This window comes from Nioella sp., assembly GCF_964229645.1.
Taxonomy (GTDB): Bacteria; Pseudomonadota; Alphaproteobacteria; order Rhodobacterales; family Rhodobacteraceae; genus Nioella.
Map to the genome: position 1 here is coordinate 1 of NZ_CAXREX010000018.1, position 15,639 is coordinate 15,639.

17 protein-coding genes are annotated in these 15,639 nt (G+C 64.2%); 7 read left to right on the forward strand and 10 right to left on the reverse strand.

Features of this window, described 5'->3' with window-relative positions; genetic code table 11:
- From ACEQXV_RS01060 to ACEQXV_RS01070, 3 genes are all read left to right on the forward strand, one after another.
- A partial coding sequence (locus ACEQXV_RS01060) for an urease accessory protein UreF (protein ID WP_370267471.1) occupies nt 1–204 on the forward strand: 204 nt, incomplete at its 5' end.
- On the forward strand, nt 201–833 hold the full coding sequence (gene ureG, locus ACEQXV_RS01065) for an urease accessory protein UreG (protein ID WP_370267472.1): 633 nt from the start codon (nt 201–203) through the stop codon (nt 831–833). The genes ACEQXV_RS01060 and ureG, both read left to right, overlap by 4 nt.
- Nucleotides 834–964: 131 nt before the next feature.
- The gene (locus ACEQXV_RS01070; RefSeq protein WP_370251384.1) at nt 965–1,786 is read left to right on the forward strand and encodes a bifunctional allantoicase/(S)-ureidoglycine aminohydrolase; all 822 of its coding nucleotides are present in this window, start codon (nt 965–967) and stop codon (nt 1,784–1,786) included.
- A gap of 115 nt (nt 1,787–1,901) precedes the next feature.
- Here ACEQXV_RS01070 and ACEQXV_RS01075 read toward each other — a convergent pair whose 3' ends face one another.
- From ACEQXV_RS01075 to puuE, 3 genes are read right to left on the reverse strand one after another with little or no spacing between them, the layout of a single operon-like run.
- Nucleotides 1,902–3,299 (reverse strand): uracil-xanthine permease family protein, encoded by a 1,398-nt coding sequence (locus ACEQXV_RS01075; protein ID WP_370267473.1) that lies wholly within the window; start codon nt 3,297–3,299, stop codon nt 1,902–1,904.
- A gap of 54 nt (nt 3,300–3,353) precedes the next feature.
- Nucleotides 3,354–3,842, reverse strand: coding sequence for an ureidoglycolate lyase (locus tag ACEQXV_RS01080; protein ID WP_370267475.1), 489 nt, complete (start codon nt 3,840–3,842; stop codon nt 3,354–3,356).
- A complete protein-coding gene (puuE, locus tag ACEQXV_RS01085) occupies nt 3,839–5,251 on the reverse strand; it encodes an allantoinase PuuE (RefSeq protein WP_370267476.1) in 1,413 nt (470 codons plus the stop codon). The genes ACEQXV_RS01080 and puuE overlap by 4 nt, the downstream gene beginning before the upstream one ends.
- Before the next feature lie 151 nt (nt 5,252–5,402).
- Here puuE and uraH point away from each other — a divergent pair, with 151 nt between their 5' ends.
- A complete protein-coding gene (gene uraH / locus ACEQXV_RS01090) occupies nt 5,403–5,759 on the forward strand; it encodes a hydroxyisourate hydrolase (protein WP_370267477.1) in 357 nt (118 codons plus the stop codon).
- A gap of 105 nt (nt 5,760–5,864) precedes the next feature.
- Here uraH and ACEQXV_RS01095 read toward each other — a convergent pair whose 3' ends face one another.
- Entirely contained in the window at nt 5,865–6,767 is a 903-nt protein-coding gene (locus ACEQXV_RS01095) for a LysR family transcriptional regulator (protein ID WP_370255376.1), read from the reverse strand.
- A 117-nt stretch (nt 6,768–6,884) separates the two neighbouring features.
- On the opposite strand from ACEQXV_RS01095, the gene ACEQXV_RS01100 reads away from it, so the two are divergent.
- Together ACEQXV_RS01100 and ACEQXV_RS01105 are read left to right on the forward strand one after the other, a co-directional pair.
- A complete protein-coding gene (locus tag ACEQXV_RS01100) occupies nt 6,885–8,138 on the forward strand; it encodes a urate hydroxylase PuuD (protein ID WP_370255375.1) in 1,254 nt (417 codons plus the stop codon).
- Nucleotides 8,139–8,185: 47 nt separating this feature from the next.
- Nucleotides 8,186–8,638: a globin domain-containing protein gene (locus ACEQXV_RS01105; RefSeq protein WP_370255374.1), complete on the forward strand. Its 453-nt coding sequence runs from the start codon at nt 8,186–8,188 to the stop codon at nt 8,636–8,638.
- 6 nt (nt 8,639–8,644) lie between these two features.
- Here the strand turns inward: ACEQXV_RS01105 and rpe are convergent, their stop codons facing one another.
- The 6 genes from rpe to ACEQXV_RS01135 form a co-directional block, all read right to left on the reverse strand.
- A complete protein-coding gene (rpe, locus tag ACEQXV_RS01110) occupies nt 8,645–9,334 on the reverse strand; it encodes a ribulose-phosphate 3-epimerase (protein ID WP_370255373.1) in 690 nt (229 codons plus the stop codon).
- Nucleotides 9,335–9,501: 167 nt separating this feature from the next.
- Nucleotides 9,502–10,947 (reverse strand): aldehyde dehydrogenase family protein, encoded by a 1,446-nt coding sequence (locus ACEQXV_RS01115; RefSeq protein ID WP_370255372.1) that lies wholly within the window; start codon nt 10,945–10,947, stop codon nt 9,502–9,504.
- A gap of 4 nt (nt 10,948–10,951) precedes the next feature.
- Nucleotides 10,952–12,529 (reverse strand): ABC transporter ATP-binding protein, encoded by a 1,578-nt coding sequence (locus tag ACEQXV_RS01120; RefSeq protein ID WP_370267479.1) that lies wholly within the window; start codon nt 12,527–12,529, stop codon nt 10,952–10,954.
- Nucleotides 12,526–13,350: an ABC transporter permease gene (locus tag ACEQXV_RS01125; RefSeq protein WP_370267480.1), complete on the reverse strand. Its 825-nt coding sequence runs from the start codon at nt 13,348–13,350 to the stop codon at nt 12,526–12,528. The genes ACEQXV_RS01120 and ACEQXV_RS01125 overlap by 4 nt, the downstream gene beginning before the upstream one ends.
- Nucleotides 13,347–14,291 carry an ABC transporter permease gene (locus ACEQXV_RS01130; RefSeq protein WP_370255368.1) on the reverse strand — a complete coding sequence of 315 codons (945 nt, stop codon included), beginning with the start codon at nt 14,289–14,291 and terminating at the stop codon, nt 13,347–13,349. Before ACEQXV_RS01130 ends, ACEQXV_RS01125 begins: the two co-directional genes overlap by 4 nt.
- Nucleotides 14,292–14,330: 39 nt before the next feature.
- Nucleotides 14,331–15,311 carry a sterol desaturase family protein gene (locus ACEQXV_RS01135; RefSeq protein ID WP_370255366.1) on the reverse strand — a complete coding sequence of 327 codons (981 nt, stop codon included), beginning with the start codon at nt 15,309–15,311 and terminating at the stop codon, nt 14,331–14,333.
- A 98-nt stretch (nt 15,312–15,409) separates the two neighbouring features.
- On the opposite strand from ACEQXV_RS01135, the gene ACEQXV_RS01140 reads away from it, so the two are divergent.
- A partial coding sequence (locus ACEQXV_RS01140; RefSeq protein WP_370267482.1) for a LysR family transcriptional regulator occupies nt 15,410–15,639 on the forward strand: 230 nt, incomplete at its 3' end.

The window sequence follows — 15,639 nt, forward strand, 5'->3', positions numbered from 1 at the left end:
AACCTTGTCTCCGCCGCGATCCGCATCGTGCCTCTTGGCCAGACCGAGGGGCAGGCGGCCCTTGCGCGCCTGTCGCGGCTTTGCCCCGCGATCGCAGACGAGGCCCTGCAAGACACGCTCGACGATATCGGCAGCTCTGCCTTCCTCGCCGATATCGCGTCGATGCGCCATGAAACCCTGCATTCGAGGATCTTTCGCTCATGAGCATGAACGGCCCCCTCCGCGTCGGCATCGGCGGCCCCGTTGGCGCGGGCAAGACCACCCTGACCGCGGCCCTGTGCGAAGCCATGCGCGACCGCTGGTCGGTTGGCGTGATCACCAATGACATCTACACGCAGGAAGATGCCGAGGCGCTGATGCGCCTTCAGGTTCTTCCGCAGGAGCGTATCGTGGGCGTTGAAACCGGCGGCTGCCCCCATACCGCGATCCGCGAAGATGCCTCGATCAACCTTGCCGCCATCGCCGATCTGACCGCGCGCATTCCCGATCTCGACCTCGTGTTGATTGAAAGCGGGGGAGACAACCTGTCGGCTACCTTCAGCCCTGAGCTCGCCGATATCACGCTTTACGTCATCGATGTGGCGGCGGGTGAAGAGATCCCCCGCAAAGGCGGCCCCGCGATAACGAAATCGGACCTGCTGATCATCAACAAGACGGACCTTGCGCCTTACGTGGGCGCGAGCCTTGACGTGATGGAGCGGGATGCCACGCGGATGCGCGCGGGCCGCCCGTTCCAATTTGCCGAACTGAAACATCGCAAGGGCGTGGACCAGATCGTGGAGCAGATCGCCCGTCTCGGAGGCCTGCCGATGCGAGTTCCCGCGACCGATTGACCGTCCCGAACAGGGGATTATCAACTTCAGCCACGGAAACTTTCAGTCATTTCCGGGGTCTGTTGGATATGGCCCCGGACGCGCGCTTCGGGTTTGATGGGGTCTCAAGCTTAGACCGGAGATCCGACCGAATGCCCGCGCGCACCTATCACGCCCCGACAGGCGGCCTGCCGCCACAGACCCAGCTTCTGACCGATCGGGCGGTATTCACCGAGGCCTATGCCGTCATCCCGCGCGGGTGTCTGTCCGACATTGTTACCTCGCAATTGCCGTTCTGGGACAAGGCGCGATTCTGGGTGATTGCGCGCCCCCTGTCCGGGTTTGCTGAGACCTTCTCGCAATACATTGCCGAGGTCATGCCCGGCGGTGGCAGCGACCGGCCGGAAACCGATCCGCGCGCTGAGGCCGCTCTATTCGTGATGGAGGGACGAATTCGCGTCGCCATCGCAGGCGAGCTGCACGAGATCGAGGCCGGGGGCTTTGCCTTTATCCCGGCCGGAACGAGCTGGAGCCTGCACACGGCAGGGGAGGCTCCCGCGCGCTTCCACTGGATCCGAAAGGCCTATGAGCCGGTTGAGGGTTTGGGTGCTCCTGAGCCATTCGTCATCCCGAACGAAGCTGAGATCGCGCCAAACGTGATGCCCGATACGGACGGGGCCTGGGCGACCACGCGCTTCATGGATCATGACGACCTGCGTCATGACATGCATGTCACCATCGTGACCCTGCAACCCGGCGCTGTCATTCCGTTTCTCGAAACCCATGTGATGGAGCATGGGCTCTATGTCCTGGAGGGCAAGGGAGCCTACCGGCTGAACCGAGACTGGGTCGAAGTGGAGGCTGGTGATTTCATGTGGCTGCGCGCGTTTTGTCCGCAGGCCTGCTATGCCGGTGGACCGGGCCCGTTCCGCTACCTGCTCTACAAGGACGTGAACCGCCACCCCAAGCTCTGATCTGCCGGTCGGGAGGGGCAAGGATTTTCGAAAATCCTTGCAATTTTCTTCGAAAGAAAATTGGCCGCGCCCGTGGAAGGGCGCGGCCTTTTTGCATGTTGGATCGATCTTTGGCTTACTTGCCCGAACCCGACATTCCGCCGGATACTTCCTCGGTGGCTTCAGCCGCCAGTTCCTCGGGCAGAACCAAGTTCAGCACGATGGCGATCAGGGCCGCAGGAAGGATGCCCGAGGTGGCCAGAACCTTGATCGTTCCAGGCAGGTACTGCAACGCGCCCGGTTCCAGCTGAAGGCCCAGGCCAAGCGACAGGGAGATCGCGAAGATCACCATGTTGCGCCGGTTCCAGTCCACGTCCGACAGCATCGAGATGCCGGCGGCAACCACCATACCGACCATGACGATCACGCCGCCGCCGAGCACTTCGATCGGCACCGTCGAGATCACCGCGCCCACTTTGGGGATGAGACCCGCCGCGATCAGGAAGAGCGCGCCGATGGTCACCACGTGGCGGCTCATGACGCCTGTCATAGCGATCAGGCCCACGTTCTGGCTGAACGAGGTGTTGGGCAGGGCCCCGAAGAGACCGGACACAGCCGTGCCCAGGCCGTCGGCATAGGTCGCCCCGGCGATTTCCGTATCCGTCGCTTCGCGCCCGGCACCGCCCTTTGTGATACCGCTCACGTCGCCAACGGTCTCAACCGCGGAAACGAAGGCCATCAGGCAGAAGCCGATGATTGCGGCGGCCGAGAATTCCAGACCGAAATGCAGCGGGTTCGGCAGGGCGAAGCTTGCCGCGCGGCCAACGCCACCGAAGCTGACCATGCCCATGGCCATCGCCACGACATAGCCAGCGACGAGGCCAAGCAGCACGGCCGAGATCGACAGCATGCCTCGGGTGAAGAACTTGAGCGCCAGCGTGACCAGGATCACGACGCCAGCCACGGTCCAGTTCTGGAGCGAGCCGTATTCTTCGGTTCCGATTGCCGGGACGCCGCCCGCTGCATACTGGATGCCGACCTTGACGAGGGCGAGACCGATCATCATCACCACCAGCCCGGTCACAAGGGGGGGTAGGGCGAAGCGGATCTTGCCGATGAACATCCCCAGGCAGGCATGGAAGAGGCCGCCCACAAGGACGCCGCCCATCAGCACGGCAATGGCATCGACGCCCTGGCCGGCAACCAGCGGGATCATGATCGGGATGAAGGCAAAGGACGTGCCCTGCACGATCGGCAGGCGTGCGCCGACCGGACCGAAGCCGATGGTCTGCAAGAGCGTCGCGACGCCAGCAAAGAACATCGACATCTGGATCATGTAGATCATCTGCGGAAAGTCGGGTGAGTTCGAGCCGAAGCCGAACCCGGCCGCACCGCAGATGATGATCGCAGGCGTCACGTTAGAGACGAACATGGCCAGGACATGCTGGATGCCGAGCGGCACCGCCTTGGCCAATGGGGGGGTGTAGTTGGGATCACGCAGTTGTTCCGCGCTCCCGATCGACGTGTCTACCATCACTCGTTTCCCTTCTGTTGGATGGTGCTGAATGTCCCGCTCTTTCTGGCAGGTTCAGGTCATGGGCCCGACGGTCAGCGGGGTGTCGAACCAATGCTCCTCCAGGTTGTCGCCGGGGCCGATACGATCGACCACGGCGTAGAGCCCGCGCTCCCCGAGCGGGCAGAGCACCCCGTGCCAGACACCGCGATGGAGGTTCACGGACTGGCGGGGATGGGTGATGAAAGCCTGGATATTGGCGGGCGTGCCGCCATTATCTTCGGCCACGATGACGAGAAAGGGGGTGCCCGACATGGGCACGAACGCCTGCGACCCAAGCGGGTGGCGCTCGACCAGGGCAACCTCGCAGGGCAGGTGCCGCGCCTCGGCATCAAAGAGGCTGATCCCCGCGCGGCCATCGGCGAAATCGAGCATGGCGAGGTCATGGTGACGTCCGCACATCCCCTGGTTGATAATCTTGTCAGGTTGCGCGCGCAGCTCGATCACGTCGCCGAAGGGCTCAAAATCGGCCTGCGTCAGCGGGCGCGGGGTCAGGACCGTCATGGCAGCAGATCCATTAGCCGGAATTCCGCGATGCGTTCGACCTGTCGGCAAGCCTCGTCGAACTCGGTTGCGCTGTCATTATCGATGCGTCGCTCGAAATTGGCACGGATGCTGGCCTTGTCGTGATCGCGGACCGCGATGATGAAGGGGAAGCCGTGCTTGTCCACATAGGCCGCGTTCAGCCGGGTGAAGGCTTCGCGCTCCTCGTCGGTGAGCATGTTGAGCCCGGCGCCGGCCTGTTCCGAGGTCGATTCCGCGGTCAGGCGTCCTGCCGCGGCCAGTTTGCCCGCGAGGTCGGGGTGGGCGCGCAGCACGCCGAGCCGTTCCTCGCGGCTGGCGCTGCGGAAGGCACGGGCTAGTGCGTTGTGCACACCGGCGGCGCAGTCATGGGCGGGGCCAAGCTCCAGCCCCCAGGCCCGTTCCGCGATCCAGGGGGAATGCTCGAAGATGCCGCCATAGGCCGCGACGAAGGCATCCTTGTCCATTTCCGAGGGGCGGATGCGCGCTTCAGGCGGATGTTCCCGCAGCCAGTGATCCGCGATGTCGATGCGGCGGGCGAACCAGACGCCCTCGTGTCCGGCGGCATAGTCAAGGAAGCGTTTCAGCGCCATCACCCGGCCCGGGCGGCCAATCAGGCGGCAATGCAGCCCGATCGAGAGCATCTTGGCCTGTCCCGCCTCGCCTTCGGCATAAAGCGCGTCGAAACTGTCTTTCAGGTAGGCGAAGAACTGGTCACCCGAATTGAACCCCTGCGGCGTTGCAAAGCGCATGTCGTTGCAGTCGAGCGTATAGGGGATGATCAGCTGATCCCTGTCCGCGACGCGAACCCAGTAAGGCAGGTCATCGGCATAGGTGTCCGAGATGTAGTCCATCCCCGCCTCGGCCGCCAAGGCAATGGTGTTGACCGAGCAGCGCCCGGTATACCAGCCGCGTGGGCGCTCGCCGGTCACCTCGGTATGCAGACGGATCGCCTCGGCGATCTGGGCGCGCTCTTCCTCCTCGGGCATGTCCTTGTGTTCGATCCACTTCAGCCCGTGGCTGGCGATCTCCCACCCCGCCACCTGCATGGCGCGCACCTGTTCCGGGCTGCGCGCCAAAGCTGTGGCGACGCCGTAGACGGTGAGAGGAATGTTCATCGAGGTAAACAGCCGGTGCAACCGCCAGAACCCGGCGCGCGCGCCGTATTCATAGATCGATTCCATGTTCCAGTGCCGCTGGCCCGGCCACTGGGCCGCCCCCACGATCTCGGACAGAAACGCCTCGGAGGCCGCATCGCCATGCAGCACGCAGTTCTCTCCACCTTCTTCGTAGTTCAGCACGATCTGCACGGCAATCTTTGCGCCGCCCGGCCATTTCGGATCAGGCGCGTCAGGCCCGAAGCCCCGCATGTCTCGGATGTAGCGTGTCACCTGTTCTGCGTCCTTCGCGGATTTGCGCCACTCTAGGCGAGAGGCGCGGGTTTGACTTATCGGAGTTTTTTGAAACTGCTGTAGATTGGAAGGCAATGCAGACGCCCCTGCAAGGCGGCATAAGCATGCAGAAAGATCAGGAGGACAGGCAATGGCCGGATATCTCACGACACATGTGCTGGACACCGCGCGGGGCTGCCCGGCCGCGGGTCTTCGGATCGAGCTTTTCTCCGTCGACGGAGAAAACCGGTCGCGCCTGGCCGAGATGGTGACCAATGATGACGGTCGCACCGACAGTCCGATCCTGCCGCAGGGCCGTTTCGCGACCGGCACCTATGAGCTAGTGTTCCACGCGGGCGATTACCTGCGCGCGACGGGGCAGGATGGGGAGGCGCCGCTGTTTCTGGACGAAGTGCCGATCCGCTTCGGCATGTCGGACGGAGAGGCGCATTACCATGTGCCACTCCTGCTGTCGCCCTATGGCTATTCCACCTACCGGGGCAGTTGAACACGGGGCAGGAGGTTCGCCGCGCTATCGCGCGTCGACCCGCCGGGGGGCGCTGCCCCCCGGACCCCCCGGGATATTTTCGGAACAATGAAGACAAGCCCGGGATCAGGGCAGTTCCTTGCGGATGTGCTCGGACATGAAGTCGATGAGCAGTCGCGCCTTTGGGTCCTGTCTGCGCCGATGCATGTAGAGGCAGGCCAGTTGGATCGGCACCGGCGGTTCGTTTTCGAGAACCGGGACCAGGGAGCCCGAGGCAAGGTGTTCGGCCACCTCGAAGACGGGCTTGAGGATGATCCCCTGTCCCGACAGGGCCCACCCCGTCAGCACGTCGCCATCATCGGATTCGAACGGGCCCTTCACGGCGAAGCGGCGGACCCCATCCGCGGTTTGCAAGGGCCACTGGAATTCGGGCGCACCGGGATAGCGCAGGTTGAGGCAGTCATGCTTGCCGCCGGTCAGGTCCGCGCCGCTGAGTGGCATCCCCTTGCGTGCCACATATTCCGGCGCGGCACAAAGGATGCGCGGGCAATCGGCAATCTTGCGGATGCGAAGGGTGCTGTCCTCGGGCACGCCGAGGAAGAACGCCACGTCGAGCCCCTCCTTGGCCATGTCGAGCCGCCGGTCCGACAGGCGAAGGCGAATGTCGATAAGCGGGTATTGTTCCTTGAAGGCCGGCACGGCGGGCGCCACCAGCCGCCGTCCGATCCCAAGGGGGGCCGCCACGTAGAGCGTGCCGCGCGGGGTGAGTGTGACCTTGTTGATCTCGGCCTCGGCCTCTTCGACCGCTTCGAGGATCTTGCAGGCTCCACGGTAGAAGATCAGCCCTTGCTCCGTCGGGTTGAGTTGCCGCGTGGTGCGCAGGAAGAGGCGCACGTTCAGGTGCTCCTCCAGTTGGGAGATGCGCGACGAGGCAACGGCGGCCGAAATGCGCTGATCGCGCGCGGCGGCCGACATAGAGCCAAGCTCGAAAACCCGGACGAAGGTCTTGATATTGTCGAGATAGGCCATGTCTATTCTTAGCCAATTTTTGAAACAGCTCGGATATTTATTGCATTACCCGTGAAACGGGCGCTGCGATAGAGATAAGTTCGATACGGTAACCGACGCAGAGCAGAGGATGGGGCGATGCAGGATATCCTGACGATATGGGACTGGGTGGAATTCGCGGTCCGGTGGGTGCATGTCATCACCGCCATCTCCTGGATTGGGTCGAGCTTCTATTTCATCGCGCTAGACCTTGGCCTCAACCGCAACATTCCCGGCCCCGCGGATGGCGAGGAATGGCAGGTCCATGGCGGCGGGTTCTACCACATTCAGAAATACCTGGTGGCGCCCGAGGCAATGCCCGAGCACCTGACATGGTTCAAATGGGAGAGCTATTCGACCTGGCTTTCGGGCGCGGCGATGCTGATCCTCGTCTACTGGATGGGGGCAGAGCTTTACCTCATTGACCCCGCGAAGGCCGATCTCGCCACCTGGCAGGGCATTGCAATCTCGGCCGTGTCGCTGACCGTGGGCTGGCTGGTCTACGACTTCCTGTGCAAATCGCCGCTTGGTGAACGACCAACGGTTCTGATGCTGCTTCTGTTCGCGCTCTTGGTGGTCATGGGCTGGGGCTACAACCAGATCTTTACCGGGCGGGCGATGATGCTGCACCTGGGGGCCTTCACCGCCACGATCATGACGGCCAATGTCTTCTTCATCATCATGCCCAACCAGCGGATCGTGGTGGCCGACCTGAAGGCAGGGCGCAAGCCCGATCCGAAATACGGCAAGATCGCCAAGCTGCGGTCGACCCATAACAACTACCTGACCTTGCCCGTGGTCTTCCTGATGCTGTCGAACCATTATCCGCTGGCCTTTGCGACCCAGTACAACTGGATCATCGCGGCGCTGGTCTTCCTGATGGGCGTGACGATCCGGCATTTCTTCAACTCGATGCATGCGCGCAAGGGGATGCCTTGGTGGACCTGGGCGGTTACGGCGGTTCTGTTCATCCTGATTGCGTGGTTGTCGACGGCGGGGGCCGAGTATGACAGCTACGAAGAGTCCGAGGCCCGCGCGCTCAGCCATCGCGAAGAGCTTCTGATGGCCGCCGACGGGTTCGAGGATGTCAGCTGGACCATTCCGGGCCGCTGCGCCATGTGCCACGCACGCGAACCCTCCTGGCCGGGTATTCGCCAGGCCCCGCGTGGGATCCTGCTGGAAACGCCCGCCGACATCGCCCGGGCCGCACGCGAGATCTACCTGCAGGCAGGTGTGACCACGGCGATGCCGCCGGCCAATGTCTCCTACATGTCTGACGAGGAACGCGCCCTGATCCGCCGCTGGTATCGTGACGCGGCCGATGGCTCGGTCATGGGGCTGGCCATGAACTGAGCCACGTTAAGCTTTGGGAAAGGCGGCTCTGCCACTCTGGGCGGACCATGCCCAAAGCCGCTTCGTCCTCCGCCCCACTGACGCCCGATCAAGCCGTTCTGATCAGCGAAAGCTTTGCCCTTGCGCTGCCGGTCAAGGCGCAGTTGTCGATGCGGGTCTATGAAAGGTTCTTCGAGCTGGAGCCCGCCACCCGCCACCTGTTCAGCGATGATCTGGCTGCGCAGCGGGCCAAGATCATGCGGGCCTTGTCTTTCACGGTGCGGGCGATGACCACGGACGCCGAACTCGCCCGCGTGGCCGAAGGGCTGGCGCGGTCACATGCGCGCTTTCACATCACCGAAGCACAGCTGCGGAACATGGCAAGGGCCGTGATCGCGGCCTTCGAGGACTGCCTTGGGGGCCGCTTCACTCCGGCGATGAAGGCCAGTTGGCAGGCCGCGTTCGACCGCTTCCTGCCAATGGTTCTGGCGGCACAGGACAGACTGGGCGCCGAGGTGTGACCCCGCCTAAAGCGCGGCTTGGGCCGCCGCGCGGATGGCGCGGATGTTCTCGCCGTAGACTTGCGGCTGATCCACCGACCCGCCCTTGAACACGGCAGAGCCTGCCACCAGCACATCCGCGCCCGCGGCGGCCACCAGTGGTGCGGTTTCGGTCGTCACGCCGCCGTCGATCTGGATGTGGATCGGGCGATCGCCGATCATCTCGCGGCAGCGGCGCGTCTTCTCCACACCCGAATGGATGAACTTCTGCCCGCCGAAGCCGGGGTTCACCGTCATGATCAGGACCATGTCGACGAGATCGAGCACGTGCTCGATGCTGTCCAGCGGCGTGCCGGGGTTCAGGCTGACGCCTGCCATCTTGCCGGTGGCCTTGATCGCCTGAAGGGTGCGATGGATATGAGGCCCCGCTTCCACATGGGCTGTGATCATGTCCGCGCCCGCCTCGGCATAGGCCTCGATATAGGGGTCGACGGGCGCAATCATCAGGTGCACATCCATGAAAGTCTTCACATGCGGGCGGAAGGCCTTCACCGCGGGCGGGCCGAAGGTCAGGTTGGGCACGAAATGGCCGTCCATCACGTCGACATGGACCCAGTCGGCGCCCTGGTCCTCGATCGCGCGGATCTCCTGGCCGAAATTGGCGAAATCGGCGGAAAGGATGGACGGGGCGATCTTGATGGAACGGTCGAAGGGCATGGGCAGCGTCCTCTTGGATGGGTTGGCGTGGGGTTAGCCTCCACGCGCGCGTTGATCAAGGGCGGCGGGCGGCTTTTCGATTAGCCGCAGGGATCGGCCGTTTCACGGCCGATCCGGGCGCGATGCGAGGCATCGCGCATAACGGGCTTTCCAAAGCCCGTTTTCGCCTAGCCGTGATGGGCCGCGACCGTTTTGAGCACAGAGAAGCCATAGAGCGCCTCGAACCCCTTTTCCCGCCCGTGTCCCGAATGGCCCACGCCGCCGAAAGGCAGCTCGACCCCGCCTGCCGCGCCGTAGTTGTTGATGAAGACCTGGCCCGCGCGCAGCTTCTTGGCCATCCGCATGCAGCGTCCGCCATCCTTTGACCAGACAGAGGCCACCAGGCCGTAGGCCGTGCCATTGGCGATCTCGACCGCGTGATCCTCGTCCCGAAACGGGATGATCACCTGCACTGGGCCAAAGATTTCGTCCTGGGACAGGCTGTGGTCGGGACCCACACCAGAGACCAGCGTCGGCGCCACGTAATGCCCGCCATCCGGCGCGTCCTCGACGATGCGGCCCCGGCTGAGAATGTGGTTCTCGTCGGTCATAGCCAGGAAGCTTTCCACGATCTCCTTCTGACGTGCCGAAATCAGCGGCCCCACGTTCAGATCGGCCATCGCCGGCCCCACTTTCAGCCCGTCATAGGCCGCCGCCATATGGGTGCAGAGCTCATCATAGAGGCTCTCATGCACCAGGATCCGCGACGAGGCCGAGCAGGTCTGGCCCGCATTCTGGATGCCCGCATTCACAAGGAAGGGCAGGGCTTTCTCAAGGTCTGCATCCTCGAACACGACCTGCGGGGACTTGCCGCCAAGCTCCAGCGTGACGGGAACGATGTTCTGGGCGGCAGCGGTCTGCACCAGCTTGCCCACGCCAACGGACCCGGTGAACGAGAGGTGCTGAACGCCCCTGTGCGCGGTCAGCGCCGCGCCCGCATCTTCCCCCAGCCCCGGCACCACATTGAGCGCGCCATCGGGCAGGCCTGCCTGCCGGGCCAGGTCGGCGAAGGCCAGGGCGGACAGGCAGGCTTCCTCGGCGGGTTTCAGAACGCAGGCATTGCCCATGGCCAGCGCCGCACCGACAGAGCGTCCGATGATCTGCATCGGGTAGTTCCAGGGCACGATGTGGCCCGTCACCCCGTGCGGTTCGCGCAAGGTGTAGACGGTAAAGCCGTTCTGGAACGGGATCGTTTCGCCCATCAGCTTGTCGGCCGCGCCGCCGTAGAATTCCATGTAGCGGGCCAGTGCAATGGCATCGTTGCGCGCCTGCGCCAGCGGTTTGCCCACGTCGGTGGCCTCGATCTCGGCCAGTTCCTCGACTTTCTGGGAAATGAGCCAGGACAGCCGCATCAGGATGCGGCCCCGCTCAGCCGCGGCCAGCGCACCCCACTCGCCGGCCTGCGCCTCTTGCGCGGCGGTCACGGCATTGTCGATGTCTTCGGCACTGCCGCGCGCGATACGGCCGATTTCCTTGCCGGTCGACGGGTCTTCCAGCGGCAGCGTCTCGCCGCTGGCGGGCAGGAACCAGCGCCCGCCGATGAATACCTCTGCCGGATCGAACCAGAGCTGCATGGGGTCATTCCTTTCTTGCGTAATCGGGCAGGCGCGGCGCGGCGGCCAGAAGGGCCTGCGTATAGGGATGTTCGGGCGCGTCAAAGACGGTGTCGGTCGGGCCTTCCTCCACGATCTGGCCAGCCTGCATCACCATCACCCGGTCGGTGATCGCACGCACGACGGTGAGGTCGTGGGAAATGAAGAGATAGCTCAGCCCCATCCTGCCCTGAAGGTCGGCCAGAAGGTTGAGGATCTGGGCCCGCACCCGGACATCGAGCGCGGAAACCGCCTCATCCAGAACAAGGATCTTCGGGTGCGTGATCAGCGCCCGGGCAATTGCGATGCGCTGGCGCTGGCCGCCGGAAAACTCGTGCGGGTACTTGTCCATGTCGGAGGCTTGCAACCCCACGGCTTCCAGCGCGCGGGCCACCTGTGTGCGGCGCTCGGCCCGCTGCGGCTTGTCGGACAGCAGGTGATAGGGCTCGGCCACGAGATGTTCGACCGTCCAGCGCGGGTTGAAGCTGCCGTAGGGGTCCTGGAACACCACCTGGATACCCGCTCGCATCGCCCGCGGCATCAGGGGGCCGACAGCATTGCCAAGCGCGCGGATCTCGCCGCCCTGGATCGGGTCGAGCCCGAGGATGGCGCGGGTCAGGGTCGACTTCCCGCAGCCGGATTCGCCCACCAGTCCGAGGCTTTCACCCTCGGCCAGGGACAGGCTGACACGGTTCACCGCCTTGACCGGGGCGCCGCGACGCAAAAGGCCGATACGCGGGCCGGGGTAGTGGCGGTCGATGTCGGTGCCGGTGAGCAGTGGCGACCCTGCGGGTCGCGATCCCCGTTCGGGGCGGTGGTCCGATGCCGCGAAAAGCGCGCGGGTGTAGGGGTGGCGCTGCTGGCTCAGCACGTCGCGGGTCGTGCCCTGTTCGACGATCTCGCCCTTGTTCATCACCGCCACCTGGTCGGCCATGTCAGCGACCACTGCAAGATCATGGGTGATGAGCAGCAGCGCCATGTCCTCTTCCTCCACCAGCCCGCGCAGCAGATCGAGGATCTGTGCCTGCGTGGTCACATCGAGCGCGGTGGTGGGTTCATCGGCGATCAGCAGCCGGGGGCGGAGCGCAATGGCGGTGGCGATGCAAACCCGCTGGCGCTGGCCACCCGACAGCTCATGCGGGTAGCGGTCCAGCGCAATCTGCGGCAGGCCCACGCGGTCCAGTTTCTGGCGTGCCACGTCAAGAGCATCGGAACGGCTGGCCGCCCCGTGGATGCGCAGGGTTTCGGCGACCTGGTCGCCGATGGTGCGCACCGGGTTGAGGGCCGTCATTGGTTCCTGGAAGATCATGCCAAGCTCGTTGCCGCGCAGGGCGCACATCTCGGCCTCTGGCCGATTGAGCAGGTCGATCCCGTCAAGACAGGCAGTGCCACGCGTGCGCGACCCGTCGGGCAGCAGCTGCATCAGCGCAAGTGCCGTCATCGACTTGCCCGATCCGCTTTCGCCGACCAGTCCGAAGGTCTTGCCCGGCTGCATGGCAAAATTCACATCCCGCAGGATCGGCGTGCCATGGATATCGAGCGACAGGCGGTCCACCTCGATCATTGCCGCACCCTCCTGAGCCTTGGGTCCAGCATGTCGCGCAGCCCGTCGCCCATCAGGTTCAGCCCAAGGACCATCAGCACGATGGCCAGCCCCGGCAGCACCGCAAGCATCGGGTGAGTGTAGATCATGGTCTGCGCATCGGCCAGCATCCGGCCCCAGCTTGGGGTGGGCGGCTGCACGGAGAGGCCGACATAGGACAGCGCCGCTTCGGCCAGGATGCCGAGCGAAAACTGGATCGTCGCCTGCACGATCAGGAGGTTCGCGATATTGGGCAGGATGTGTTCGGCACTGATCCGCGCCTTGCCCTTGCCTGCCACGCGGGCGGCGAGGATGTAGTCGAGCGTCCAAAGGCTCAGCGCCCCGCCGCGCGCCACGCGCGCGAAGACGGGGATGTTGAAGATACCGATCGCGAGGATCGCGTTGAACGCCGAGGGGCCGAAAACGGCGGTGATCAGGATTGCGATCACAAGGCTGGGGAAGGCGAAGATGAGGTCATTGCCGCGCATGATGAGTTCATCAAGCAGACTGCCCCGCGTGGCAGCGGCCGCAAGGCCGAGCGGCACGCCGATGGCCACACCGATGCCCACGGCGACAAGGGCCACCGCCAGCGATACCCGCGCGCCCACCATGAGCATCGACAGCAGGTCGCGCCCGAACTGGTCGGTGCCGAGCAGGAACTCTCCGCTGGAGGGTTGCAGCCGCTGCGCGATCACCAGCTGTTCCACGTCATGCGGTGTCCAGACGAAGGACAGCAGCGCCATGGCAAGGAAGACCGAGGACAGGATCGCACCGAAGATCAGGGGGATGGGCAGGCGGCTCATGTGCGGCGCCTCAGGCGCGGATCGGCCACCGCGTAGGCGATATCGACCACGAAGGTGACCACGATTACCGCGAAGACCAGCAGCATGGTGACCGACTCCACCACCACAAGGTCGCGCTGCGTGATGCCTTGGAAAATGAGCCGCCCGAGGCCCGGCAGGAAGAAGACGTTCTCGATGATGATCGCGCCCGCCAGCAGGAAGGAGAACTGCAGCCCGATGATAGTCAGAACCGGGATCAGCGCATTGCGAAGCGCGTGGCGCAGCAGCGCCTGACGGCGAGAAAGCCCCTTGGCGCGCGCGGTGCGCATGTAATCCTGCGCCATGGTCTCGATCAGTGCCGACCGCATGACGCGGGCCAGGATCGCCGCCTGCGGCAGAGCCAGCGCGACCGAAGGCAGAACCAGCGACTTCAGCGCCAATGCCGGCGTTTCCCATCCCGGGAAGCCGCCCGCGCTGAACCAGCGCAGGTTCACCGCGAAAACCAGAACCAGCAACATCCCGAACCAGAAATTCGGGATAGCGATGCCAAGCTGCGTGCCGCCCATGATGCCGTAATCGGCCGCCCGGCCCCGGTTTGCCGCCGCAAGCAAGCCCACGGGAAAGGCAATGGCCGTGGACAGGATCAGCGACAGGACAGCCAGCGGCAGAGATACCCAAAGCCGATCCGACACGAGCTCCGCTACCGGCACGCGGTAGGTGTAGGAGGTGCCGAAATCGCCCTGCACCATGCCCCCGATCCAAGCGAGATAGCGCGCGGCCTTGCTGCCATCTATGCCAAGTTCGGCCCGCAGGGCTTGCACCGTCGCTTCATCCGCGTTGAGCCCAAGCATGAACGCCGCCGGGTCGCCGGGAATGACCTCGATCACCGTGAAGATGACGAGGCTCGCGACGATCAGGCTGAGGCTCAGCGAGACAAGGCGGCCAAGGATATAGCGCAGCATGGCCGTCACATTAGAGAAACGCCAGCGGTTGGAAAGGGGTTAAGCGCGCGGCCTGCGTCGGGATTTCAGCCGCTCATGCGCCGCCCTGGTGCCATCGTGAAAGGTGCCGAACCACTTGTCCCAGGGCATTTCCAGGTTGCCGTAATTCACCTCGAAATAGCGGTGATGCATCTGGTGATGGAAGGTGCCAAGCGCGAGGCGCTTCCTGTCCTTCACCAGCAGGTTTTCGAACCCGGTATGTGACGTCGCCGCGGTCAGCGACTGGTGCTGCATGTGGAAAAGGATGTGCAGCGGGTGGGCCGGCACGACAAGGTGAATGAGGATCGAGCTGAAGAAGATCACGTGCTCGACCGGGTGCATCGACAGGCCCGACCATGGCCCCACGTTGATATTGCGGTGATGCAGGGCATGGGCGATGCGGTAGAGCGGCCCCCAGTGCAGCGCCCGGTGGACCCAGTAGAAATGCAAGGAAATCCACACCGGCGTCAGCAGGAACCAGAGCACGAAGATGACCGGATGTTCGCCCGGCGACAGGATCGGCGCATAGCCATTGCCCATGGCCCAGAATATCAAGACCTCGTAGCCGGTCCAGAAGCAGACGCCACTGCCGAGACTCCAGAACATGTTGTCACGCACCTGCCCGCCGAAGGTGAATTGCTTGCCGCGCACCATCAGCTCGCGGGGGTCGTATTTCAGCCGGTCTCCTTGGCCCTTTCGCATGTAGAAGAACCAGTGCAACGACCCGGCGACGAGGGTCATCAGAACCAGGTTCCGGGCCCAGAGGCCGAAAATCCAGCCCGGTGCCAGCGTGGCGGTCACTTCAAGCGGCGGCTGGAACCAAAGCCAGCTGACCGTTGCAAGCACCAGAACCAGCAGGTTTTCCGCGATGCCGATCCAACGCGCGGCGATCCAGCGCGCCATGCGGGCAGGGTCGGGTGGCCAGCTGAAGAAGGGCGAAACCTGTATCGGCACATCGGGCACGTGATGCCAGCCGGGGATTGTCTCGGGGCGGTCCTGCATGGGGAACTCCTGTTGCGCGGAGAACATCCTGCCATGTATTAAAAAGCCGGAAAATCAGTATTATCAGGTCTGATAAATCTGAATCACAGGCTTTTTCGATGACCGACCCCCCACGTCTGTCCCTGCGCGCCATGGCGGCCTTTGCCGCCACGGTGGAACAGGGCTCCATCGCGGGCGCGGCGCGCGCGCTCAATATCGCGGCCTCTGCTGTTGCAGCCTCTGTCGATCAGGTCGAGGCAGAGGTCGGTGCGGCGCTTCTGGTGCGCACGCGGGCCAAGGGCATCGCGCCAACCGAAGAGGGCCGGATGCTGGCCGCACGGTTCCGCGC

Coding starts and splice junctions, on each gene's coding strand:
- ureG (WP_370267472.1), top strand. CDS start 201: ATGAGCATGAACGGCCCCCTCCGCGTCGGCATCGGCGGCCCCGTTGGC.
- ACEQXV_RS01070 (WP_370251384.1), top strand. CDS start 965: ATGCCCGCGCGCACCTATCACGCCCCGACAGGCGGCCTGCCGCCACAG.
- ACEQXV_RS01075 (WP_370267473.1), bottom strand. CDS start 3,299: ATGGTAGACACGTCGATCGGGAGCGCGGAACAACTGCGTGATCCCAAC.
- ACEQXV_RS01080 (WP_370267475.1), bottom strand. CDS start 3,842: ATGACGGTCCTGACCCCGCGCCCGCTGACGCAGGCCGATTTTGAGCCC.
- uraH (WP_370267477.1), top strand. CDS start 5,403: ATGGCCGGATATCTCACGACACATGTGCTGGACACCGCGCGGGGCTGC.
- ACEQXV_RS01095 (WP_370255376.1), bottom strand. CDS start 6,767: ATGGCCTATCTCGACAATATCAAGACCTTCGTCCGGGTTTTCGAGCTT.
- ACEQXV_RS01100 (WP_370255375.1), top strand. CDS start 6,885: ATGCAGGATATCCTGACGATATGGGACTGGGTGGAATTCGCGGTCCGG.
- ACEQXV_RS01105 (WP_370255374.1), top strand. CDS start 8,186: ATGCCCAAAGCCGCTTCGTCCTCCGCCCCACTGACGCCCGATCAAGCC.
- rpe (WP_370255373.1), bottom strand. CDS start 9,334: ATGCCCTTCGACCGTTCCATCAAGATCGCCCCGTCCATCCTTTCCGCC.
- ACEQXV_RS01115 (WP_370255372.1), bottom strand. CDS start 10,947: ATGCAGCTCTGGTTCGATCCGGCAGAGGTATTCATCGGCGGGCGCTGG.
- ACEQXV_RS01120 (WP_370267479.1), bottom strand. CDS start 12,529: ATGATCGAGGTGGACCGCCTGTCGCTCGATATCCATGGCACGCCGATC.
- ACEQXV_RS01125 (WP_370267480.1), bottom strand. CDS start 13,350: ATGAGCCGCCTGCCCATCCCCCTGATCTTCGGTGCGATCCTGTCCTCG.
- ACEQXV_RS01130 (WP_370255368.1), bottom strand. CDS start 14,291: ATGCTGCGCTATATCCTTGGCCGCCTTGTCTCGCTGAGCCTCAGCCTG.
- ACEQXV_RS01135 (WP_370255366.1), bottom strand. CDS start 15,311: ATGCAGGACCGCCCCGAGACAATCCCCGGCTGGCATCACGTGCCCGAT.